Origin of the sequence: Marinobacter sp. LM1 (assembly GCF_042763285.1) — a bacterium.
GTDB classification, from domain to species: domain Bacteria; phylum Pseudomonadota; class Gammaproteobacteria; order Pseudomonadales; family Oleiphilaceae; genus Marinobacter; species Marinobacter nauticus.
The window spans coordinates 139,668-161,678 of the sequence record NZ_CP114373.1 but is presented as its reverse complement, the minus strand read 5'-3'; the positions used below and the strand labels follow the sequence as shown (position 1 = coordinate 161,678).

Sequence of the window (22,011 nt, the reverse complement as noted above, 5' to 3'; positions counted from 1 at the left end):
TCCTGTGTTCAGAACAAAATGCTAAAGGCCGTGCCTCGGCCGGCCATCGGTCAAAGGGTTGAGTGTCTGGCGCCCCACCGGAACTGGGTCACAATTCCGAGCCCTGCATCACCACAACCCCCTGTCGCCACAAACGCCACTCACCGGGCTTGTAGATATCCCAGGTTTCGTCGCTGGTCAGGGGTTCGGTCACGATTACGCTGACAATGTCGTTGGGTGTGGTTTCCGATTCAAAATCCACGGTAACGTCAGCATCCTTGAGTCGGGCGGGGCCGAAGGGTGCCCGGCGGGTAATACTGGCCATCTTGGTGGTGCAAAAGGTAAACAGCCAGTCGCCGTTGCTTAGCAGCAGGTTGAATACCCCCTGGCGGGCGTAGTTCCGGGACAGCTGAACCAGCCGTTCCACCACCTGCTCGGTGGCGGTGTCGCGATCGCAATGGCTGCGCAGGTGGTTCAGGATGTCACAGAACAGGGCTTCGCTGTCGGTGCTGCCAACGGCCTCGTAGAAGCCGGGCGCCGCTGTAAATTCTGACAGCTGGCCGTTATGGGCGAAGACCCAGTAGCGGCCCCAGAGCTCGCGAATGAACGGGTGGGTGTTGGCCAGGCAGATCTCACCCACATTGGCCTGGCGTATGTGGCATATGGCCACTTCACTCTTGATGGGATGGGTCTGCACCACTTCGGCAATGCGCGAGGAGGCACTGGCATCGGCATCGTGAAAACAGCGCACCCCTTTACCTTCGTAGAAAGCGACGCCCCAGCCATCCTTGTGTGGGCCGGTGTCACCGCCACGGCGGGTCAGGCCGGTAAAGCTGAAGCAGAGATCGGTCGGGGTGTTGGCGCTCATGGCCAGCAGTTCACACATGGTTGGCGGTATCCTCGGCCTTGCTTCCGGGTTTATTCGCTAGTGTCCCGTCTGGTTAATTCGTTGACCTACTGAGCACCTGAAAGCCTTGAGAGCAAGGCGCGGTGGCGAAGGTTTGGTGGTTCCAAATCGAGTCGCCGCAACACGGCTCTCAAGGCTTTCAGGCGCTCCCGCAGGGCGAGACGCTGGCGGCTCTGGACCTGTGTTGCCAGCCCTTGATGTGGAACCACCACACCTGCGGACTGGCGCCTTGGCCAGCGCCGCCAGCGTCTCGCAGTAGGTCAACGAATTAACCAGACGGGACACTAGGATACCCGAATCAACCGAGACCTCCAGCCATGGAACCGGCGGTTTTCGGAGGCTGTCCGGCACCGGCGGGCGCCACACGGTTCCGGCCTGCCCGCTTGCCGCTGTAGAGACAACGGTCTGCCACACAGAACAGGGTTTCCGCTTCCCTGCCGTGCTCCGGCCACTGGGCAATGCCAAACGAGGCGGTCACGCGGATACCCGCCTCGCCGTACTTCAGCTCACGCCGGGCAATGCGCTCCCGCAACTCGTCCATCAGTTCAAAGGCATCCCCGGGCTTGGCATCCCGCAGAATCAGGCCAAATTCCTCGCCGCCCAGCCGGCCGACAAAATCCGTCGTGCGCAGGCGCTCGGTCAGGCACTGGCCGATGTTCCTCAACACGTAATCACCGGCATCGTGGCCAAGGGTATCGTTCACCAGCTTGAAATGGTCGATGTCCATAATCACCAGGGCAAAACCGGTTCCACTGCGCTCACACTCGGCAATGGTGCGGGCCAGTGTTGACTGAAAGTTGGAGCGATTGGCCAACCCGGTCAGAGCATCGGTCTGGGCCATATCGACCAGCCGTTGCTCGGCCTCCTCCCGGCGCACCTCGTACATGTGCATGAATACCTGCATCAGGGCACCGCACAGAACCATGTTGAGCAGATCGATCATCCGGTGCGCAGAACCCACATCGCCGAGGAAGAAGTAGTAAACCACCCCACCCACCAACATGAACGGCACACTCAGGATCATGCCCTCGTGCTTGCCGAGCAACAGGTACGCCAGAACCGGCATCATCAGCACCCAGACAAAGGCCGCAATAGAGGCCTCCGGCAACAGCATGATGACGATGAAAAATGAAAACAGCGACACCAGATAGGCGTAGATCCACTGTTGCAGGTGAGCCGTGGTTTTCAGACAAAAAACGCCGTAGAACAGCAGCCCACTGGCCAACAGCTCGACCAGCGCCACCCATGGATAACCGTTGAAAAATTGCAGACAGGCAAAAACCACCAGCGCAGAGCCAGTCGCCAGAAACAACAGCCTGGTAAGCGAGCGACGGTGGTTATCCCGGAGTCCTGAGCGGCTTTGTTCCAATGCCGTCCCCAGATCCGGATGCTTTGACGTATTCATGCTGACTCTTCCCTGGATCAACCAGAGAGTATAGTCGGTCTCCGCTGGCTGTAAAACAACCAGCCAACGGAGATCAGGTTACCGCGAGCCCTCAGATATACAGGTTCTTGCGGGAGAACCGCTCCACCAACGGTTGATAGGCCGAGCCCAGCAACCGATTGATGGCGTCAATGCCCCAGGCATCCGGCCCCACCAGAATACGGGATTCGTTTTTGAGGATGCCTTTGACAATAATTTCAGCCGCCTTGTCCGGAGTGGTCATGGCCAGCTTGTCGAAGCCCTTGCGCTGGGCTTCGGCGTTTTCAGATTTGCCCATGCGCGCGGCATTGGCAATGTTGGTGCGAATACCACCGGGATGCACACAGCTAACCTGAACCGGCTGATTCTCCAGTTTCATTTCCTGGCGCAGGGACTCGGTAAACCCGCGCACCGCAAACTTGGCAGCATTGTAGGCGCTTTGCTTGGGCACACCGATCAGACCAAACACGCTGGAAATGTTCACCACGTGGCCATCGCCGGATTCGATCAGGTACGGCAGAAACGCCCGGGTACCGTGGGCAACACCCCAGAAATCAATGTCCATCACCCATTTGAAGTCGTCGTCGGTCATTTCCCGCACAGTGGCAGAGAGGGCAACACCGGCGTTGTTGATAATCAGGTTAACCTGGCCAAAATCCTTGCGGACCTGCGCGGCGTGGGCGTAGATGGCGTCCCGGTCGGAGACATCCAGGCGGTAGGTTTTCACCTCGGCACCGTCCAGGCCGGCAGCGGTTTCCGCCAGCCCCGCCTCGTTGACATCGGAGAGAGCCAGCCGACAGCCCCGGGCCGCGAGGGATTTGGCCAGGGATCGGCCGATACCGGAGCCAGCACCGGTGACGACAGCCACCTTGTTGTTCAGATCTTTCATGGCGGGAACCTCTTGTTGTGGTCTTTCAGTAAAGCAGCGCTTTGGTTATTCGCCACTTTAGTGAGCCACCAGAGGCAAACCTATGGCACTGGACTCCAGGCGAGCCCGGCACCAGAGCCAGTCCAGGATTCACCCCAGCAGGTTGTCCAGAGGCTGGTCATACCCGGGTGCAAACACGTCCAGAAAGTACTGCACTTCCGGCAGGCCATCCGCTTCCAGGCGCGCCCGGATCTGCTGCTCCGCGGGGCCGAACTCCGGGTTGCCGGCGCGCAGTTCAGCGCGGCATTTCAGCCAGGCCGAGAGCCGGTCCGCCGCCTTGATCAGTTCCTTTTCTTCCGGCCCCAGGCGGGATTCCCGCACATAGGGAGAGAAATCATCCCGAAGGTCTTCCGGCAACAGCGCCAGCAATTCAGCTTCGGCCTTGTGCTCGATATCGCCGAATGCCTCCCGCATCACCCGGGAATGGTATTTCACCGGGGTGGGCATATCCCCGGTAATCACTTCGGTAGCATCGTGGTAAAGCGCCGCGGCGGCAACACGGTCTGCATTGACCGTTCCGGCAAAATGCCGGTTGCGAATCAGGGCCAGGGCATGGGCGACCGTGGCCACCTCCCAGGAATGGGTGGCCACGTTTTCATCAATGGCGTTGCGCATCAGGCCCCAGCGTTTGATCCAGCGCAGGCGCGACACATAGGCAAAGAAATGGCTGGCCTTTCGGCCCGGGCTATCAATCATGGCTGGGGAACTCCGTGTATTCCGCTTCAACGAACGTCCAGGGTAAACCGGACCGTCACGTTGCCCTGGTCATCAACCGGCGCATCACGGGCCGGATCCAGCAGGAATAGCTGGCTGTCCGACACCTCGTGCGTCGCCGTCAGCACCTGACGAACCGTTACCCCTCGCTCCGAGGCCAGACGCCCGAGCGCTTCCGGGGGCAGGCTTCGCTCGCCATCACGCCAGGCCTGCTGCGCCTGCTCCCAGGCTTCACCGGTGACGGTCTCGCCACGGGCCTGCATCTGAGCTTTCAGCAACGCCAGGGCATCAGCCTCAGGGGCGACGGCACCACGGATGTTGAGCAGAAGCTCCGGACGTTCTCTTAACGCCTGGGCCAGCGCGGACAGTTTCTCGGCCTCGTTATCCGCCAGTTGCACACTGCCGGGGACAAAGCTGACCTGGCCCAGCTCTTCGCTGCTGAAGCCCGCCATTTCTGCCAGCGAGCCCAGCATACTGAACGGTGAGGCAGCCGCTTTCACCAACAGGTTCACGAACGCCCGCATGACAATCTGGCCAACGCTGAATTCCGGGTCTGACATATCACCCTGAATGGGCAGATTAACTTCGATCACGCCGTCACGATCTGTGAGCAGAGCCAGACCCAGCTTGACCGGGGCGTTAATGGCCTGTTCGCTGGCCACCGCAGAGCCCAGTTGCATCCGGTCCAGTACCACTTCGTTGGAAGCCTCAAGCCGGGTACCGGTTATCTGGTAGTCCAGCGCCAGTTCCAGTTTGCCGCTGTCCACCGAATACCCCAGATAGCGGCCAAAATAGGGTGACAGGACCGGCAACGCCATGTCTTTCATGGTGAGTTTCAGGTTGCTGGGCTCTTCGGTGCCCAGAGCGCCCAGGGTTCCGTCAAAACGAACCGGTGCCACACCGGCCAGCTGGCCGCTGATCGCCACCCGACCCTGTTGCGGAGGGACATTGCTGATGCCGGTCACCGACCCCGTGAGTTCCTGGAACGCAGTACTGAAGGGCGGCTCCAGCGTGCGGTCGGTGTAGGCCATGGAACCTTGCTCCACCACCAGTTCGCCAATGCGGAAAATAAAGCCTGCCTCCGAGCCTTCCGACGGCTCCGTTGCGCTGGCTTCTGCCTCGGAGGCCCCGCCATTCTGAATAATCTGCTGCAGATTATGCAGGCCGTCGGCGGCCCGGATGACATTAACCGCCGGGCTGTTCAGGGTCACGGTACCGATCTCCAGGCGGGCGGGATTAAGGTTGAACTCCACCGGCGCCAGGCGCAGCAACTCCCAGGACACCAGCTCCCCGCCATTGCCCGGTAGCCTCGTGGCTAGCCCAGCAATTTCTGCGGTGCCGCTGAAGGTGCCGGTCAGGGGTTCATCCTGGGCGTCCAGGTCCAGATTGCCATCGAAACCCAGGCGCCCGTCCACCAGCTCCAGGTTTGCGGCATCGGCAACATAGGGTTGGATAACGGGCAACAGGATGTCGCTGCCGGACAAGGCGCCCTCAAAGGTAAACGGCGCCGGAGTCAGCTGGCCAATGGCGGTCACCCGGCCACCGGTGCCGAGTTCCGCGGAGACATCGTAGGAAACCGGTTCATCCAGGCGGTGCGAGAGACCACCCATGGTAACGGCCAGATTATTCACGGCAATGTCCGCGTCTGTTTCCGGCACCTGATCCCGCCAGCGCACCTGGCCACCAGACAACTCGACACCCTGGACCGACCAGCGGAATGGCTCGCCCAAATCAGACGCCGGCTCCGAGGTTTCGGATTGATCGGTTCCGGCAGTTGCCAGAGATGCCTGCCAATCCACCTCACCCTCGGCATTCCGGGACGCAGCCAGCGACGGTTGCTCGATCGACACCATGCCAACGGTGGCCTCCCGGGCCGTCAGATCGAAGCCAATGCCCTGAACGGCAATGGTCTCGGTGGCCAGGGCAGGCTGGTCATCTGCAGCCGACAGCGCCAGCGCCAGTTGCTGGATGGTGAGATTGCCATCGGAAGTGATCAGTTCAAAGCGATCGCCACCGGCCAGTTCATAGCGGGATTCCAGGGTCACGGTGCCATCGCGCAGCTGCCACGGCAGATAGGGAGCCAGGAAGTGGGCGAGAGTATCATGGCGAAGCCCGGAAAGCCGGAGCCGCCCGGCGGAGTACAGCGGGGTAACGCTTAATTCCCCATCCCATTCAATCACCTGCTCACCCAGTGCGGCCATCACAGAATACTGGCTGTCGCTGCCTTCCCGGGGCCAGGTGGCCAGGTCGTTCAGGGTCAGATCCAGCGGCGCAACCCGGAACTCGGCAGGGTCGCCGCCCTGGGAGAAGTCGCGGAACAGCAGTTCACCGCCGTCAATGGTCACCTGTTGGAAATACAGCCTGGGCGGATTACCCTTCTCGGCGGTTTTAGTCTGGGTCGCGTCCTCACCCTCGGGATTGGCACTGCGCCAGTCCCGGGCATAATTGATGTCGTAGTCCTGCAGCAAATCCAGGCGAACGTCCGGCTCCACCAGACGGATTTCTTCAAACCCGATGATACCGCGGAGCAAATTGAGGAAACTGAGATTGACCCGCAGGTGGTCAAACGCCGTCACCGGCTCCCCATCTGCATCCTTTGCAGAAAAGGCGTCTGCTTCCAGGCTGAAGGAAAACGGGTTGAACCGGACGCGCTCCACCTCAGCCTGCCAGCCCATGCGCTGGTCCAGCTGTTCCGGCAGCGACCGCTCCAGCCACCAGGGCAGAGCCAGGAAGCCTGCCAGGGCATACAGGCCCAGCAACATTCCCAATGCGATCAGCAGGTTCCTGACCAGATGGCTCTTCCGGCGACTCACCACCCGGCGGCTTGCTACCTGGTTATTCTCCGCCTCTTTCTCTGCCACAAGTCTCTCCCTTTATCTGCCCACGGCACCGTAGCCGGCCATGGTGCAAGCATAGCGCCCGTGTACGGTGTTTGTCAGCGAATTCACCAGACCAGACACGAAACCTGACAGCGGCCACCGAACCCGATATGCTCCGCTGACGTATGACTCCCTGTGTTGATCAACGGAGACGAGCAGTATGGATATCGGCGATATGCGTCGGGATTTCGAAAGCGAAGGGCTGGACCGGGAACACCTGAACGAAGATCCGGTGCAGCAGTTCCAGACCTGGTTCGAGGATGCCAGAACGGCGGGCATTCTGGAGCCCAATGCCATGTCACTGGCCACCACCGGTGCCGATGGCATGCCCGATCTCAGAACCGTGCTGCTGAAGTATTTCGACAACCAGGGATTCGTGTTTTACACCAATTACGGCAGTCGCAAGGCTCAGGAGCTTCAGGAGAATCCCCGGGCCGCCCTGCTGTTCCCGTGGATTGGCCTGAACCGGCAGGTGCGTATTCAGGGTGCGGTCGAAAAGGTCAGCAAGGCGGAATCCCTGCGCTACTTTTCGTCCCGGCCCAGGGGCAGCCAGATTGGCGCCTGGGTTTCAGAGCAGAGTCAGGTCATTACGTCCCGAGGCCTGCTGGAGCAAAAAGTCGCGGAGATGAAGCGCAAATTCAGTTCCGGAGAAATTCCGCTTCCCAGTTTCTGGGGCGGGTACCGGGTGGTTCCGGAGCGAATCGAATTCTGGCAGGGAAGGCCGAGCCGGCTTCACGATCGATTTGAGTACGTGAGAGAAGGCGATGGCTGGACAATCCAACGACTGCAACCCTGACCGGCCGGCGATCTGGCTGTGCCACCAGATCAACCGGAACCTGTCCCAGGCCCCGGCCTGGATGACCGCCGATGAAGGCAAAGCCCTCGCGCGTCTGGAAGGGCCCAGACGCCAGGAATATCTGACCAGTCGATGGCTGATTCGTCAGGCTCTGGCCCGCGCCAGTGGGGAGGCTCCAACATGCTGTCACCCGGTACCGGGACGCCCCGTTGCCTCGGCCAGCCCGCAAGGCTGGCACCTGTCGCTGAGCCACAGCCAGGGGCTGGCAGCGTGCGCCACGGGTCGGGCGGCTCTGGGGATTGATCTTGAACCGAGCCAGCGCCGGCCAGACTGGGCCAGAGTGACGACACGCTGGTTCACGCCCGTTGAGCAGGAATGGCTGCTGAGGGCGAACAATGCGTTCAGCTTCCTTAAGGTCTGGACCCTGAAAGAAGCCTGGCTTAAAGCGACCGGGCGGGGCATTGCCGGCAATCTGCAAACCCTGGAAGTACGGAAGAATTTCGAGCTGTACGGGGACCAGCCAGACCGACACTGGCAGACCAGTTGTCTGTATGCCGAGGGCTTTCTGGTCACCCTGGTTTATCCCTGCGATGGCCACCCGGACAACGCCAGCCCCTGGCCGGAGATCACCTTGCTGGAACCACCGCCGGATGACTACAATCTGGAGCCGGCTCCCAGCCTCGACCTTACCTGGGAGCCACTGTTTCACCGGCTGATCAGAGCCCGACCCTAGCGAGGCCACCATGCCCCAGACGACCGGCCGCTGCCCCTGGTGCGGCACCGACCCACTGTACGTGCACTACCACGATACCGTCTGGGGGCGCCCGGAATATGACGACCAGGCGCTGTTCGAAAAGCTCTGCCTGGACGGACAGCAAGCCGGTTTGAGCTGGATTACCATCCTTCGCAAGCAGGAAAGCTACCGCCAGGCCTACGCCGGCTTTGACCCGGAGCAGATTGTCCGCTTTGATGAGGACGATATCGCCCGCCTGATGGCAGACCCGGGCATTATCCGGAATCGTCTGAAAGTCCATTCCATCATCCGCAATGCCCGGGGGTTCCTCGCTCTGCGGGATCAGGGCATCTCGTTTTCGGAGTTTCTCTGGCAATTCGTCGACGGCCGGCCGATACAGAATCGGTGGCAGACACTGGCCGAGGTCCCCGTCACCACGCCGGAATCTGAAGCCATGTCCAAGGCCCTGAAGAAAGCAGGCTTTAATTTTGTGGGCCCCACCATCGTCTACGCCTTCATGCAGGCCACCGGCATGGTCAATGATCATCTGGTGTCCTGCCATGCCCACACGGAGTGCCGGCAACTGGCACAATGATCTTACCGGGCCGGTTGATCGTAAGTTCCCCTGACACATCATTTCGGGAGCTTCACGGTGCGCATTACCCTCGACGAACTCAAAAACCTGGAACAACCGGTGATCGACCTTCTGGAGATCCTCTCTCTGGAGGGCCAACAGTACATGGCTCGTCTGCATGGCCCTGGAGGCATGAAGGTACTGTCGGACCATAAAGGGCAGACCCGGCTGTTCCGCAGCGCCTGGCAGATTCAGGACACCCTCTCCAGCTACACCATTCGCGAAACCCAGGTGGTGCATCCCTCCGCGTACCATGAAATGGTCGGGATGGCGCCGGCAGACATTGAACCCATGCGGATACAGGTACAGAGGCAGAAGTCGTGATTTCAGTTGCTCGCCTCGCGGTTCTCGTCGGCATTGCCGGCCTGATTCCATTCATTCTAGGCACCGCTGGCCTGTTTCTGATGCCAGCCAACAGCGTTGCCATTCTGGCGTGGTTCTATATCTACAGTGCCGGTATTCTCGCTTTTATGGGCGGAATCTACTGGACCATTGCCATGCAGCTGGAAAACCGCTCCTACCCGCAATCGCCCCTGGTGACCATGCTGCTGAGCCAGTTGTTCTTCGTTGCCGCCGGTATCGGACTGTTGCTGCAGACGCCGCAGAAAATCCCGCTCTACATCGTCGCGTTCCTGTTGCTGTATCTGGTAGACGCCCGCTGGATGCGAAGCTACTGGCCGGCCTGGTATCTGAAGATGCGATTGGTGCTGACCACCGTGGTACTGGCTTGCCAGCTAACGGTGGCCGGCTGGTTCTTCCTGCTGCACGGTGCCTGATTCAGGCACCGTCAGGATCGGTCCCAAACAGGGTCTGCAGTTTTCGCAGAGCGCCTTTCTCGATCTGTCGCACACGCTCCCGGCTGAGACCCAGCTGTTCCGAAATCGTTTGCAGGGTCTCCGGTTCAATCAAGCCAAGCCCGTAACGCCGGGTCAGAATATCCCGCTCCCGGTCCGACAACGCCCCCATCATGCGCTCCAGCCGAATCATCCGGTCCCGCGCCCGAAACGGTTGATCCGGGCGGGTATCGGCACCCGCATCAAGACTGTCGGCCAGGGTCACCGATCCATCTTCGACCAGTGGTACATCCGTTGAAACTTCCCGGGCCGCCAGGGCTCTCAGTTCGCCAATCCTGGAGGGTGTGGCCTCCATTTCCCGGGCCAGCTCGGACTGGGTGGGCTCCCGGCCGAGGGATTGATGCAAACGCATGGATACCTTCTGCAACTGGCGGATCTCCTCAACCACGTTTTCCGGCGTATGCACCACACGCACACCCCGCTGCAGGCAGCGGCGCACTTCCTCGCTGATCCACCAGTAAGCGTAGGTGGAAAACCGGAAACCCTTGCCGGGGTCGTAGCGCTCTACGGCCTTGATCAGCCCGACGTTGGCGTCCTGGATCAGGTCCGACATGGCAATGCCATGATGGCCGTAGCGGCGGGCGATATGTACCGCCAGCCTCAGATTGCTCTGAATCAGGCGGTGACGGCAGGCCAGGGCAAGGTGGTAAGCCCGGCGACAGCGGGCCGAAAAAGCACAGGCATCACCGAGGCTGCCCATCACATCCCGCAGGGTTTGTGGGGTGTCCTCGGGTAATGCCAGTTCGGTGTGAATCACCCGTAGCGACCGGATCAGCTTTCTGGCCAGACGCCGTTCATCGGTTTCGCTGAGGAGGTCATGTCGGGACGCATCCCTGAAATACAACCCGACCAGGGAATCCCTTTCACCATCGTTGGGCAGCGTCGGAAGCGGTCCCGGCCGGCTCTGTATCTGCATGGCTCGGTACCCATTTGATATTTATTGAGAATACGCAGATCAGGCAGGCATGGATTCCCCGGCAGCGAGGGGAAAACCGAAATACAGGAATACAGAAATGAGGATGAGCGGGGGAGGGATCGGTCACGCCCGGCCATGAAACCTCACAGGTTGTGAGACGGCCGACCGGGCGCCCGATCTGGAGGCAAGACTCCTCCATTACCCACAGACGAAGCGACCGGTTCCGCCTGTGGGTAATTCCTAGCCCGCGGTGGTTGATGCCGCCACGATGGCATATTCGTGGTTATGGGGTTCAATCAGCGCCCCGTGCAGGGCCACAATCGCCTGGTCGTATTTGTCTTCATCAACCACGAACTGGATATCCACCTGGCGCATGCACTGGTGGATCGCCAGCACGCTGATGTCCTTGTCAGCCAGTGATTTTACCGAACGGGCAAGAATGCCCGGCACCTTCATATCACTGCCAATGGCAGACACCAGGGCCACTTTGCGTGTACTGATTTCGGCATTGGGGAACTCTTCCTCCAGTGCCTTGACCACCCGCTTCACGTGCTTGAGCGTGGTATCCACGTAGTGGGTAATGGTATTGGCATTGGTGTCCTTGGACATGAACCGCACTTTGAAACGGCTCAGTACATCCAGGATACGGCGGTCGGAACCCGGCTCGCCCTGCATGTCCTGGTCGAACACCTCAATGGCAAATACGCCTTTGGCACCTGCCACGATCTCCACCTGGGGTTTTTCACTGACGTAGTCACCAGTGATCAGCGTACCAGTGTGCTCCGGCTCGAAGGTGTTCATCACCCGCAGCGGAATCTCGTTCTGGCGCAGACCTTTACCCGCACGGGGGTGAATCGCTTCCATCCCCAGGTTGGCCAACTGGTCGGCTACGTCGTAGTTGGTACGCCCTAACGGAACCACCTTGTCTTCGCCAACAATGTTCGGATCGGCAGAGCTCAGATGGTATTCCTTATGGATGATCGCTTCCCGGGCGTTGGTGATTACCGCCGTGCGGCTGAACGTCATCTCACTGTAGCCACGGTCGAAGGTACGCATCAGACCTTCCTTGCACTGGGCATAACCGGTCACAATTGGCAGTTCCCGGCTCAGGTCGATGGCATCGAAGGCCTGCTTGAGCTTTTCATCCAGCGGCAGCAATTCACTGTCGCGCCAGCCGGTGAGATCGACAAAGCGGGCGTTAATACCTTCCTGCTGCAGCTTCAGGGCGGTATTGAAAGCACTGTGGGCCTCGCCAATCCCCGCCAGCATCTCCCGCACGGTAAGCAGGTGCTCTTCAAGCTGGAACTGGCCGTAGGAACACAGGCGCTGCAGGTCGATCAGGCAGCCCCGGACCCCCTCAATGCGATCAGTAATGAACTGGTCCGCCTGCTGCTTGAGCATCGGATCGGCAAACAGCTCACCGTTGATGTCCGTCAGCAGTTGAATCAGCTTGGTAAGGTCGTCGCCCCAAGCCCAGTCGGATTCGGCATCGGCAAACAGGGCATAGACCCCCGGCTCGCCGGTTTTCTTGTGCTCCAGCAGTTCATTGGTCACGCCACCGTAGGCAGAGACCACAAAAATCCGCTGGTAGAGGTCGCTCTTCTTGCGCTTACCAATAATGATATTGTCGCGCACGGCCTCATAGTTACTCATGGAAGTACCGCCGATTTTCTCGACGGTATGTTGTGCCGTTGTCATGTCGTTGCCTTTGCTATCCTGCGGAATGTAAGTGTGGGATGGCGGGCGTCTTACGACGCCTCGCTAACACCTTCCTGCATGATCTCATCGACACTCTCGGCCAGGATTTTCACACCCAGGCGCAGATCGTCTTCGCTGGTGGTCAGCGGCATCAGGCACTTGATCACCTCATCGTTCGGACCACTGGTCTCGATGATCAGGCCGTGCTCAAAGGCACGCTTGGTGATCGGGCCGGTCAGATCTGCATGCTTGGCCTCGATGCCGCGCATCAGGCCCCGGCCTTTCATCTTGAACTCACCCGGGTACTTGTCGCAGATGGCCTGCAGGGCATCACCCAGCACCTTGGTCTTGGCCTTCACTTCGTTGGCAAAGGTGTCGTCCTTCCAGTAGGTTTCAATGGCCGCACGCGCAGTGACAAACGCCATGTTGTTACCACGGAAGGTACCGTTGTGCTCACCGGATTCCCACACGTCCAGTTCCGGCTTGAACAGCACCAGTGCCATCGGCAGACCATAGCCGCTCAGGGACTTGGACACGGTCACAATGTCCGGCTTGATGCCGGCGAACTCAAAGCTGAAGAACTCGCCGGTACGGCCGTTGCCCGCCTGGATATCATCCACAATCAGCAGAATATCGTGCTTCTGGCACAGCTCGGACAGGCCTTTGAGCCACTCGGCACGGGCGGCGTTCAGACCACCCTCGCCCTGTACGGCTTCAACAATGACGGCAGCCGGCAGCTCAACGCCGGAAGAGCTGTCTGACAGCACCTTGTCCATGATAGCCAGGGTATCAACGTCTTCGCCCAGGTAGCCGTCGTAGAACATGAAGTCGACATGCCCCAGGGGAATACCTACGCCACCACGGTGATGCTCGTTACCAGTGGCTGCTACCGCACCGGTAGTGACACCGTGAAAACCGTTGGTGAAGGAAATGATGTTGGTACGGCCTTTCACCTTACGGGCCAGCTTCATGGCCGCTTCCACACAGTTGGTACCGGTGGGACCGGTGAACTGCATCTTGTAGTCCAGACCACGGGGATCGAGGATGTGCTTTTTGTACGATTCCATGAAGTCGTGCTTGGCGGTGGTGAACAGGTCCAGGCCCTGGCTCACGCCGTCCGCTTCAATGTACTCAAGCAGCGCTTTCTTCAGGATGTCGTTATTGTGGCCGTAGTTCAGGGAACCGGCACCGGCCAGAAAGTCCAGGTACTCCTTGCCATCTTCGGTGTACAGATGCGCGTTCTTGGCGCGGTTGAAAATCACCGGAAAAGCACGGGAATAAACGCGAACTTCAGATTCAGTAGACTTGAAAATTTCCATTGTCTTGCCTCTTAGCATGTCAGGTTCGAGGTAAATGCGCGGGAGCCTGTCGGTAAAACGTGTCGGTCGCAACAGACCCGCCGAGCGTTGCTTTAAGCCGAATGGCAGGCCCACCCCGGGCGGCCTGCCGGCTACTACAATCTCGTCAGTGGTTCACGCCTGAAGGCGTGAACACAGGCTCTCAGACAGGGTTCGTGAAAGGCCCGATGCGCAGCAGAAATTCGGAATCGTGCTTGCCGCCAAAATGGGTATCTTTCTCGAAATGCTCGTGGTAGGTGAGCTCGGCTCCCAGATCACGGGCGAAAGAGCGGAACAGCGCCCACGAGGCCTCGTTGTCTTCGGTAATCGTGGTTTCCAGGTGCGTGACGTTGCTGCACGCGTCCCGGCCAACGATTTCCTTCAGCATCCGCTTGGCGAGGCCCTGTCCACGACCTTTCTCGTGAACCGCCACCTGCCAGACAAACACGGTCTCGGGCTGTTGGGGAGGGATGTATCCGGAGATAAAGCCGACCAGATCGCCTTCCTTCTCCGCGGCCACGCCGGTCTCGGCAAAGTGGCTGCACTGCAACAGGTTGCAGTAAATCGAGTTGGGGTCCAGCGGGGGGCATTCCGCAACCAGCTGGTGAAGCCTGTAGCCATCATCCTTTGTCGGTTTACGCAGGGTGATGGCGGTGGTATTCGATCCTTCTGATGTCATAACGTGATCAATTCGCTGCCAAAAGTTAGTGTTGAATTATATAGACCACAAAATATATTTCAAGTCGACCCCGGCCAGCCACTCAACACGGCCCGGGCCCGATCGTTTCAGAATAGACCGGATTGAAGCATTTGCCAGTGACAAATTGGTTACCGGAAAGACGGAAAAATGATGCCCTCCGGCACAAGATGGGTGCCGTCAGTCAGGCGTCTTCGATAGGACACAGCGGCAGGAGATCCTTCGGGCCACAGCCTGTCAAACTGAGCCAGCCAGGCATCGATATCGTAAGCCACCGGCATCAGGGAAACATGCAGACCGGGCCGCGCAATTGCCGCCAACGGCTCCATAAAAGGGCTTGTAAAGCCAATGCGGGTAACGAGCCCCCGGGAGTCGGCACGCAGATTACCCATGCCGGCCGCACCGTTATTGGCCACGATCCGTTGTTTTTCATCCACTTTACCGGACCAGATCACCGGCAGACAGGTATGGGTGCAGGCAATCAGGTTGGCACCGGTGGCGCGAAACCAGTACGCCAGCTTTTCCTCGCTGCCCGAGGCAATGGATTCGTGAGCCAGCCCCCACCCGGCCAGAGACTCCGGATCACCATGCAAGACCAAAACCTTTAGGCCTCCAAATATCAGGCAACGGTATCGTGGCAATAATGAGAGTTTCTTTTGAATATCGGGGTGTCGGTCCGCCACCACCTGCAGCCGCCCCATCATCTGATTGGACCGCTCCACCACTCCCTGATCCACATACTCCGGGTACGCGCAGCCACAGCCGGCGCCGGCGTTGGGAATCGAGAGCTCATAATCCACGTTGCCGAGAATCGCTGTGTGGTCCAGGATCCGGCTGTTGATCTCCCGGAACAAAGTGTCGTCAGCGTTAAACCAGTTGAAATCGCCATTGAAGACCAGCTTCACCCGGTGGCCGTGGCGCTCCTCTGCGCGCACCATGGCCTCGATTTCATCAAGGGCGAAGGCATTGCCGTAAAGACCACCGACGATGTACAGCACATCCTCAGAAACATGCGCCGGCTCTCTGCAAAGAGACTCTGGCTTGTAGCGGTATGCCAGCGGGCAGCTGCGCCCTTCCTTATCAGCCATGATCTGGCCCCTCCGTTCTGGTCAGGCACCTTCGGCGGCCACCGGCTTTCCAGCCAAACGCTTTAACAGCAAGGGCAGAAAGAAACACGCCGTACAGATCAGGAAACCGTAGGCATTCACACCCAGCAACATCGCATAGGCGCCGTCACCAATCGCCCAGCTTGATGGGATGAGGCCCACCGCCAACAGAACACCAAGACCGAGCCCGGCCCAGAAGCTGAGATGGAAGCTCCAGGGCGACCACTGGGTAAAGCCATAGAAAAGAAAAACCGGCGCCAGCCCCATGACCATAGTGCCCGAGATGGTCGTCGCCTTGAGGATGTCAGTGCCGGCGAACATGGGCAGGTTACCCAGGAAGGCAAAAATCACCATCACCACGGCCCCCACCTTCATGCTCGGCAGCTTGTCCGACGCACGCCGCGCCAGGCGAGGCAGATCCACCGCAAGGGACTTGGCCAGCGAGGTAAAGGTGGAATCGAGAGTAGAACCGGCCGAGGTCATCATCACCACGCTCATGAAGAACAACGCCGCCAGCCCCAGGGACTGGCCCACTGCTGCGGGCGCGTTACCCATGGCCTCAATGCCGTTAAGCCGGGCGTGAACGCCCACCAGACTGAAAATAAACACCGCCACAAAGCCCAACAATCCGGCGACCACAAAGCTCTTGAGCATGGTCTTTTCCTTGTTCACAAAGCCCCGGTCAGTCAGCACCGGATCGTGGAATGGATAACTGAACAGTTGCAACAGAGCCACCAACAGCAAGTCGAAACCAGCATTGAGCCGGAACTCACCATTAGTCAACAGGGCGCTGGTGTCGTTGGCAGGGATGATCAGGAACAATACCGCCCCCACAAAGAACACAAACACGAAGGCCTGAATCACATCGGTGAAGATCGAGGACCGGAGACCGCCCTTCAGACTGTAAGCCAGGGTAAACACCGTAAACAGCATCGCCGCCGCGTAATACTCCCACTCACCGGGCAACCCGAAGTAACCGCCCACCACCGCGGTGTTACTCCAGACCTCGTTATAGAGCCGGATAAGAACCGCCGCGGCAAACGCCAGACTGGCCAGCCGCCCGAAACGCGAGGTCAGAAAATCCTGCAGACTCCGGGCCCCGGTCTGGGTCCGGATCAGGTAAATCACATAGCCTGCCACCGGGATGGACAGCCAGTAACTGGCATAAGCCAGACCGCCCACCACACCATAAGCCGCCCCCAGATTCGCCGCATTAGTCACCGACTTGGCAAAGATCCAGCTGATAAAAATACTCGCCGTCAGCGACCACTGACCCACCGGGTTGCCCTGATCATCAGCGCCCTTGTAAAAAGAGTTTGCGTTCTTGCTCTTGGGCGACAGCGCATACATAACCACGCCGTAGACCAGCAGGAATCCCCAGAACAGGGATACTTCGGTAAAATTCATTGTCTTGTTCCTGGTTTACGGTTTAACGGATCTACGCAGGCGCCGAACAACTCGCCCCAAAGCGGTAGCACGAGAAACACCGGTGATGCCGCAGCATGATCCGCTCGTCCATACTCTCCGCCAGCGTGCCGCCAAGGTCATACTGCGGATCATCGTCCACCAGCGTGCAGGCATACACCCGCACCTGTTCGCCCTTCTTCACCAGCATCCGCGTATAGGTGCACATAAAGTGCGACCGGGATTCCTTCGTCGGATACTTCTCCATGCAGGTCTCGGTAATCTCCGGGCTGCCATCTTCCGAACCAGGCGTGCCCAGGTCCGGAAACGCGGTGAACGCCAGGCCCTCCGGAATGCCCCATTCCCGGAAGATTCCACGGAACGCGGCTTCGATATCAGCCGGAATTTCCTTCGGATCGGTCTGGCGGGCAATGGATACCTTGAAACCCTGTTCGATCAGCCAGCGGATGCCCTGCAAGGCCTCATCAAAGCTGCCCTCGCCGCGGTCCTTGTCATGCCGGGCGCGGTCGGGAAAATCCAGGCTTACCCGGAAGTGGATCGGATAGGGGTTATCCAATAAGGGCAGCACCTGATGCTGGCGCCTGTGCAGCGGCTCAGTGGCGTTGGTGAGCACAAAGCAGGGGCGGTACTGGCTCGCGTAGTCCAGGATATTGACGAAATCCCGGATCACGAAGGGCTCACCACCGGTGAAGGAAAACTGCTCCACGCCCATGTCAATGGCTTCGTGGATAAACGGTTTCACGTCAATGAGCTTCATGCCCGGGATGCGGCCATCACCGGGTTGGGAACCCTCCAGGCAAAAAGGGCAGGCCAGGTTGCAGGCGGTACCGGTGTGTATCCACAGCTCTTTTAGCCTGTTGGCATCAATGTATCCCCGGGGATCACCGTTGCGGGTGTGGGTCCAGCTATCACGGGCCCGGGGTTCCAGAACTTCCACGGCCGGAATGCGTTTAGCGCGGGCCGGTCGGGTTTTGGTCAGGGGCATAGTGGCTCCTTGGTGTATTCGTCTTTTTCCCACGGCGCCAGCCATGGAGCTTCTCCAGCAGCTTCAGAATGCCTTCAGGGGCATGAGAGCGCTTCCATTCACCGGCCGCGTACTTGGCCGACTCGTTCCAGGTCGGGTAGGGGTGAATGGTGCCCAGGATCTTGTTCAGGCCCAGACCGTGTTTCATGGCCAGGGTGAACTCGGCCAGGATTTCCCCGGCGTGCGTGCCCACCACCACAGCGCCAAGAATCTTGTCTTTGCCCGGCGCTGTCAGCACCTTGATAAAGCCATGGTCCTCGCTTTCGGCAATGGCCCGGTCCAGGTCATCCAGGCCGTAACGAGTGACCTCGTAGGCCACACCCTTTTCCTTAGCCTCAATCTCACTCAACCCAACCCTGGCCACTTCCGGCGAGGTAAAGGTGACCCAGGGCATTACCCGATAATCCACCTTGAAGCGCCTGAACTGCCCGAACAGTCCGTTAACGGCCGCGTACCAGGCCTGGTGGGCCGCAGCGTGAGTGAACTGGTACGGGCCGGCCACATCGCCACAGGCAAACACATTCGGGTACCTCAGGCTCATGTCCTCTTCCACCGGTACCGTTCCGTTTGGCAGGGTTTCCACACCAATACGCTCCAGATTCAGGCCGGCGGTGTTGGCTGCGCGGCCAACCGCCACGAGAACCTGATCGAAAGGAATGCGTACCCGCTCACCTTCATGCTTACAGTAGGCAACCTTCTCTCCTTCCTCTATACGAAACTCGGCGGCAGAATGTTTCAACCGAACGTCCACGCCGTCTGCCCGAAACTGTTTCAACACCAGTTCAGAGACATCGGCATCCTCTTTCGCCAGCAGGCGCTCACCCATTTCCACCTGCGTCACCTGACTACCCAGCCGCGCAAACGCATGGGCCAGTTCCGAGCCAATCGGGCCACCGCCGAGCACCAGCAGACGGTCAGGCTGTTCTTCCAGTTGCCACAGGTTGTCCGAGGTCAGCGGCTCCATGTCTTCCAGACCAGGAATTGAAGGTACCGCCGGCTTGCCACCGGTGGCCACGACGATGCTGCGGGCGGTGAGGCGCTCGGTGCGGCCATCGTTGTGCCTTACTTCCAGTTCCCAGGGCGACACAAAGCTGGCTTCACCAGTAATGCAGTCCACACCCAGTTTTCGGTAACGCTCGGGAGAATCGTGGGGCTCAACTTTCGCAATCACCTCCCTGACGCGGTTCATGATGTTTTTGAACGAGCCTTTGACCGGCACCGATTCCAGCCCGTACCGATTGGCATGGCGCAGCGTATCCGCGGCCCTGGCGCTGCGAATCAGGGCTTTGGAGGGCACGCAGCCGGTATTGAGGCAATCGCCGCCCATCTTGTGCTTTTCTATCAGGGCAACCTTCGCTTTCACCGCCGCCGCTATATAGGCAGAGACCAGACCGGCGGAACCACCGCCAATGACCAGCAGGTTGTAGTCGAAATGCGCGGGTTTCTGCCAGCCGGCATACACCTTGCGGCGGCGGATGAAGCCCACCACAAACTTGGCAATCAAGGGAAAGAGACCCAACAATGCAAAGGACAGCAGCAGGTCAGCCGAGACAATGTCGCCGGTGGACTGAATCTGCCCCAACTGGGTGCCGGCGTTTACGTAAACAAACGTGCCAGGCAACATGGCAACCCAGCTCACCACGGCATAGGTGCGCAGCTTCATGGCGGTCAGGCCCATGGCCAGGTTGATCAGGAAAAAAGGGAACACCGGTACAAGCCTCAGGGTGGCCAAGTAGAAGGCACCATCTTTTTCGATGCCACGGTCCATTTTCGCCACTGTGTCTCCGTAACGTTTACGCAACGAATCCCGCACCAGGAAACGAGCAGCCAGGAACGCCAAAGAGGCTCCAACGGTCGAGGCTAAAGACACCGCAGCAAATCCGTACAGGTTTCCGAAGAAAGCCCCTCCTGCCAGAGTCATGACCGTTGCCCCCGGCAAAGACAATGCGGTAACCAGTACATAAACCACCACAAAAGCGGAAAGCGCAATCAGTAGATTCGAATCAATCCAGTCGCCAAGACTCTGCTGATGTCTCTTCAGGTTTTCCAGTGTCAGAAGTTCATTTCCGCCAGCTGCGATAAAGCCGATCACAACAATCGCAATGGCGAAAACAAGAATCCACTTTTTCAATGTCATGAAAGAAACCCTTTAAACACTTGTCGTTTACCTTTGAGACACATCAACTCTACACCTGTTACACCTCGCCCACCTTTTAAACATGCCTATTGGGTTTTACGTCATCGTGCCCTGCCAGATGTCATCAAATACACACGATTGTTTAACAATTCAGTCACAAGTTGTTAGTGCATACAGTCAGGGAAACTTCTCGACACATCGGGCGCCTTGCCGCTATTCTTGAACAACCGCTCACGAAAGAGAATAACCATGACTCACACAGCCCCTCCACACGAGCAGGCGCTAGTATGCGGGCTGCGTGACGGAGACAACCTCGCCTTTCAGGAAGCTGTGCGCAGCTTCACGCCCGGTATGCTCGCGGTCGCCAGGTTTTACCTTGATGAGGCGGCCGCCGAAGACGTCGTGCAGGACTGCTGGGTCGCCGTCATCGATGCCATTCAGAAATTTGAGGGCCGTTCGGGGCTAAAAACCTGGTTGCACCGCATTGTCGCCAACCGTTGCAAGAATCGGCTGCGGGCAAGCAAACGGGAAGTCCCTCTCGACGACTCAGACGGCCTTGAGCCTGATCTGGCGGAACGCTTCAACGCCAGAGGCCACTGGCAATTACCCCCCAGGCTGAAGTTTCATGAATCTGCCGATACGCTGATGGAAAATGGCGCCCTTAACCAGTGCCTGGACAAACATCTCTCTGCGTTGCCGGAAACCCAACGATCCGCCCTGATTCTCTACGAGGCGCACCAGCACAAATCAGACGACCTCTGTAACATTCTCGGGGTCAGCGCGTCCAATCTTCGGGTGTTGTTACATCGTGCCAGGCAGAAGATCTTTCTGATGGTAGAAACCTTCCAGGAGACCGGCGAATGCTGAAATGCAGCGAGCTGGCCAGGATCGCCAGTGACTACATCGACGGCGAGTTGGACACCCGGCGGAATCTGTCGGTGAAAACACATTTGATGATGTGCAAACACTGCCGAACCTTTATCGGTAACCTGCGCGCCAGCAATGAGTTGCTGGGTGCCCACGCCTCGGCACGAACCGAGGAAGCGTTTCTGCGCAAGATTGATGAACGGGTAGCCGAAGCCTTGAACGCCCGAAGAGGCAAAGATGTAGATGGCGACTGACAGCCCACCCTGCAATTCAATCGCAGCTATTTTTGAGCGAACACTCACGTTATGATTGCCCGAATATTCATTGAAAGACCCAGCGGGGAAACAGATGCCCAGACCTCCAAGCTATGATCGGGAAACTGCCCTTGCCAGCGCGGTCGGCCTGTTCTGGCACAAGGGCTACCATGGCAGCTCCATGAAGCAGATTGAGCGGGCTCTGGACATGCGCCCGGGCAGCATCTACGCAACATTCGGCAGTAAAGACGGGCTGTTTTCGGAAGCGCTGGCAAGGTATGCGCACCAGGCAGGCGAAGATCTTGCCTGCCACATGGCCGGCTACAACAACGTGCTGGATGGCCTGCAGGCTTTTCTGGTCAAGATCGCCAGGAGCTGTTCAGAGCCAGACAGCAGCACCCCGGCGCGGGCCTGCCTGATTGTGAAAACGCTGCTTGAATCCAGCAACACCAACACCGCGCTCCATCAAGAGGCAAAGGCCTTACTGACCGCCATTGAAAATGCCTTTACCGAGTTACTGGAAGCCGCCAGAAAGCAGGGCGAGCTGGCGCCCGACACAGATTGCCGACGCCTGGCCAGACTGTATCAAAGTCAGATCATGGGGCTTCGTTCCATCGCCGAACGGGAGCTATCTCGGACCGAACTCGAACAGTTGGGTCAGGATATGGCCGCTATCCTGGAGCCCTATCGGGTCCGGAACTGA

21 protein-coding genes are annotated in these 22,011 nt (G+C 59.0%); 8 read left to right on the top strand and 13 right to left on the bottom strand.

The annotated features are described in order from the left end of the window. Window positions 1-88 precede the first annotated feature (88 nt). The 5 genes from OZ656_RS00705 to OZ656_RS00685 all read right to left on the bottom strand — a co-directional run bounded on the left by OZ656_RS00705 (window position 89) and on the right by OZ656_RS00685 (window position 6,812). Complete coding sequence (locus tag OZ656_RS00705; protein WP_278351357.1) at window positions 89-865, bottom strand: class II glutamine amidotransferase; 777 nt, start codon at window positions 863-865, stop codon at window positions 89-91. A gap of 319 nt (window positions 866-1,184) precedes the next feature. After that, entirely contained in the window at window positions 1,185-2,291 is a 1,107-nt protein-coding gene (locus tag OZ656_RS00700; RefSeq protein ID WP_278351358.1) for a GGDEF domain-containing protein, read from the bottom strand. A 91-nt stretch (window positions 2,292-2,382) separates the two neighbouring features. Continuing rightward, window positions 2,383-3,198, bottom strand: a complete 816-nt coding sequence (locus tag OZ656_RS00695) for an SDR family oxidoreductase (protein ID WP_272998959.1) — start codon at window positions 3,196-3,198, stop codon at window positions 2,383-2,385. 129 nt (window positions 3,199-3,327) lie between these two features. After that, a complete protein-coding gene (yfbR, locus tag OZ656_RS00690) occupies window positions 3,328-3,933 on the bottom strand; it encodes a 5'-deoxynucleotidase (protein WP_278351359.1) in 606 nt (201 codons plus the stop codon). Window positions 3,934-3,959: 26 nt separating this feature from the next. Then, window positions 3,960-6,812 (bottom strand): DUF748 domain-containing protein, encoded by a 2,853-nt coding sequence (locus OZ656_RS00685; protein WP_286714168.1) that lies wholly within the window; start codon window positions 6,810-6,812, stop codon window positions 3,960-3,962. A gap of 178 nt (window positions 6,813-6,990) precedes the next feature. Between OZ656_RS00685 and pdxH the strand changes: the two genes are divergently transcribed. The 5 genes from pdxH to OZ656_RS00660 are packed head-to-tail and all read left to right on the top strand — an operon-like array spanning window position 6,991 to window position 9,769. Beyond that, entirely contained in the window at window positions 6,991-7,626 is a 636-nt protein-coding gene (pdxH, locus tag OZ656_RS00680; RefSeq protein ID WP_153739752.1) for a pyridoxamine 5'-phosphate oxidase, read from the top strand. Beyond that, window positions 7,595-8,359, top strand: coding sequence for a 4'-phosphopantetheinyl transferase superfamily protein (locus tag OZ656_RS00675; protein WP_278351362.1), 765 nt, complete (start codon window positions 7,595-7,597; stop codon window positions 8,357-8,359). Before pdxH ends, OZ656_RS00675 begins: the two co-directional genes overlap by 32 nt. A 10-nt stretch (window positions 8,360-8,369) precedes the next feature. Further along, window positions 8,370-8,954, top strand: coding sequence for a DNA-3-methyladenine glycosylase I (locus OZ656_RS00670; protein WP_206854126.1), 585 nt, complete (start codon window positions 8,370-8,372; stop codon window positions 8,952-8,954). 57 nt (window positions 8,955-9,011) lie between these two features. Then, complete coding sequence (locus OZ656_RS00665) at window positions 9,012-9,317, top strand: DUF6482 family protein (protein ID WP_023011984.1); 306 nt, start codon at window positions 9,012-9,014, stop codon at window positions 9,315-9,317. Next, window positions 9,314-9,769 (top strand): DUF3429 domain-containing protein, encoded by a 456-nt coding sequence (locus OZ656_RS00660; protein WP_011783731.1) that lies wholly within the window; start codon window positions 9,314-9,316, stop codon window positions 9,767-9,769. The genes OZ656_RS00665 and OZ656_RS00660 overlap by 4 nt, the downstream gene beginning before the upstream one ends. A 1-nt stretch (window position 9,770) precedes the next feature. Here the strand turns inward: OZ656_RS00660 and OZ656_RS00655 are convergent, their stop codons facing one another. The 8 genes from OZ656_RS00655 to OZ656_RS00620 form a co-directional block, all read right to left on the bottom strand. After that, entirely contained in the window at window positions 9,771-10,763 is a 993-nt protein-coding gene (locus OZ656_RS00655) for an RNA polymerase sigma factor RpoD/SigA (protein ID WP_114434377.1), read from the bottom strand. A gap of 240 nt (window positions 10,764-11,003) precedes the next feature. Beyond that, window positions 11,004-12,461 carry an aspartate kinase gene (locus tag OZ656_RS00650; RefSeq protein WP_023007837.1) on the bottom strand — a complete coding sequence of 486 codons (1,458 nt, stop codon included), beginning with the start codon at window positions 12,459-12,461 and terminating at the stop codon, window positions 11,004-11,006. Between the two features lie 50 nt (window positions 12,462-12,511). Continuing rightward, window positions 12,512-13,780 carry a diaminobutyrate--2-oxoglutarate transaminase gene (ectB, locus tag OZ656_RS00645; RefSeq protein ID WP_014420132.1) on the bottom strand — a complete coding sequence of 423 codons (1,269 nt, stop codon included), beginning with the start codon at window positions 13,778-13,780 and terminating at the stop codon, window positions 12,512-12,514. A gap of 181 nt (window positions 13,781-13,961) precedes the next feature. Next, window positions 13,962-14,477 (bottom strand): diaminobutyrate acetyltransferase, encoded by a 516-nt coding sequence (gene ectA, locus OZ656_RS00640; protein WP_153739748.1) that lies wholly within the window; start codon window positions 14,475-14,477, stop codon window positions 13,962-13,964. Between the two features lie 149 nt (window positions 14,478-14,626). Next, window positions 14,627-15,583, bottom strand: coding sequence for a hypothetical protein (locus OZ656_RS00635; protein WP_278351363.1), 957 nt, complete (start codon window positions 15,581-15,583; stop codon window positions 14,627-14,629). Window positions 15,584-15,604: 21 nt separating this feature from the next. Then, the gene (locus OZ656_RS00630) at window positions 15,605-17,008 is read right to left on the bottom strand and encodes a sodium:solute symporter (RefSeq protein WP_278351364.1); all 1,404 of its coding nucleotides are present in this window, start codon (window positions 17,006-17,008) and stop codon (window positions 15,605-15,607) included. A 31-nt stretch (window positions 17,009-17,039) separates the two neighbouring features. Continuing rightward, window positions 17,040-18,011 (bottom strand): radical SAM protein, encoded by a 972-nt coding sequence (locus OZ656_RS00625; RefSeq protein ID WP_278351365.1) that lies wholly within the window; start codon window positions 18,009-18,011, stop codon window positions 17,040-17,042. Then, window positions 17,977-20,187 (bottom strand): FAD-dependent oxidoreductase, encoded by a 2,211-nt coding sequence (locus OZ656_RS00620; RefSeq protein ID WP_278351366.1) that lies wholly within the window; start codon window positions 20,185-20,187, stop codon window positions 17,977-17,979. Before OZ656_RS00620 ends, OZ656_RS00625 begins: the two co-directional genes overlap by 35 nt. Window positions 20,188-20,436: 249 nt before the next feature. Here OZ656_RS00620 and OZ656_RS00615 point away from each other — a divergent pair, with 249 nt between their 5' ends. The 3 genes from OZ656_RS00615 to OZ656_RS00605 all read left to right on the top strand — a co-directional run bounded on the left by OZ656_RS00615 (window position 20,437) and on the right by OZ656_RS00605 (window position 22,011). After that, window positions 20,437-21,054 carry an RNA polymerase sigma factor gene (locus tag OZ656_RS00615; RefSeq protein ID WP_273030847.1) on the top strand — a complete coding sequence of 206 codons (618 nt, stop codon included), beginning with the start codon at window positions 20,437-20,439 and terminating at the stop codon, window positions 21,052-21,054. After that, a complete protein-coding gene (locus tag OZ656_RS00610) occupies window positions 21,048-21,308 on the top strand; it encodes a zf-HC2 domain-containing protein (protein WP_228224465.1) in 261 nt (86 codons plus the stop codon). The genes OZ656_RS00615 and OZ656_RS00610 overlap by 7 nt, the downstream gene beginning before the upstream one ends. A 94-nt stretch (window positions 21,309-21,402) precedes the next feature. Further along, the gene (locus OZ656_RS00605) at window positions 21,403-22,011 is read left to right on the top strand and encodes a TetR/AcrR family transcriptional regulator (protein ID WP_273030848.1); all 609 of its coding nucleotides are present in this window, start codon (window positions 21,403-21,405) and stop codon (window positions 22,009-22,011) included.

Coding starts and splice junctions, on each gene's coding strand:
- OZ656_RS00700 (WP_278351358.1), bottom strand. CDS start 2,291: ATGAATACGTCAAAGCATCCGGATCTGGGGACGGCATTGGAACAAAGC.
- ectA (WP_153739748.1), bottom strand. CDS start 14,477: ATGACATCAGAAGGATCGAATACCACCGCCATCACCCTGCGTAAACCG.
- OZ656_RS00625 (WP_278351365.1), bottom strand. CDS start 18,011: ATGCCCCTGACCAAAACCCGACCGGCCCGCGCTAAACGCATTCCGGCC.
- OZ656_RS00675 (WP_278351362.1), top strand. CDS start 7,595: ATGGCTGGACAATCCAACGACTGCAACCCTGACCGGCCGGCGATCTGG.
- OZ656_RS00695 (WP_272998959.1), bottom strand. CDS start 3,198: ATGAAAGATCTGAACAACAAGGTGGCTGTCGTCACCGGTGCTGGCTCC.
- OZ656_RS00635 (WP_278351363.1), bottom strand. CDS start 15,583: ATGGCTGATAAGGAAGGGCGCAGCTGCCCGCTGGCATACCGCTACAAG.
- OZ656_RS00630 (WP_278351364.1), bottom strand. CDS start 17,008: ATGAATTTTACCGAAGTATCCCTGTTCTGGGGATTCCTGCTGGTCTAC.
- yfbR (WP_278351359.1), bottom strand. CDS start 3,933: ATGATTGATAGCCCGGGCCGAAAGGCCAGCCATTTCTTTGCCTATGTG.
- OZ656_RS00650 (WP_023007837.1), bottom strand. CDS start 12,461: ATGACAACGGCACAACATACCGTCGAGAAAATCGGCGGTACTTCCATG.
- OZ656_RS00655 (WP_114434377.1), bottom strand. CDS start 10,763: ATGCAGATACAGAGCCGGCCGGGACCGCTTCCGACGCTGCCCAACGAT.
- OZ656_RS00620 (WP_278351366.1), bottom strand. CDS start 20,187: ATGACATTGAAAAAGTGGATTCTTGTTTTCGCCATTGCGATTGTTGTG.
- OZ656_RS00615 (WP_273030847.1), top strand. CDS start 20,437: ATGACTCACACAGCCCCTCCACACGAGCAGGCGCTAGTATGCGGGCTG.
- OZ656_RS00705 (WP_278351357.1), bottom strand. CDS start 865: ATGTGTGAACTGCTGGCCATGAGCGCCAACACCCCGACCGATCTCTGC.
- OZ656_RS00670 (WP_206854126.1), top strand. CDS start 8,370: ATGCCCCAGACGACCGGCCGCTGCCCCTGGTGCGGCACCGACCCACTG.
- pdxH (WP_153739752.1), top strand. CDS start 6,991: ATGGATATCGGCGATATGCGTCGGGATTTCGAAAGCGAAGGGCTGGAC.
- OZ656_RS00610 (WP_228224465.1), top strand. CDS start 21,048: ATGCTGAAATGCAGCGAGCTGGCCAGGATCGCCAGTGACTACATCGAC.
- OZ656_RS00605 (WP_273030848.1), top strand. CDS start 21,403: ATGCCCAGACCTCCAAGCTATGATCGGGAAACTGCCCTTGCCAGCGCG.
- ectB (WP_014420132.1), bottom strand. CDS start 13,780: ATGGAAATTTTCAAGTCTACTGAATCTGAAGTTCGCGTTTATTCCCGT.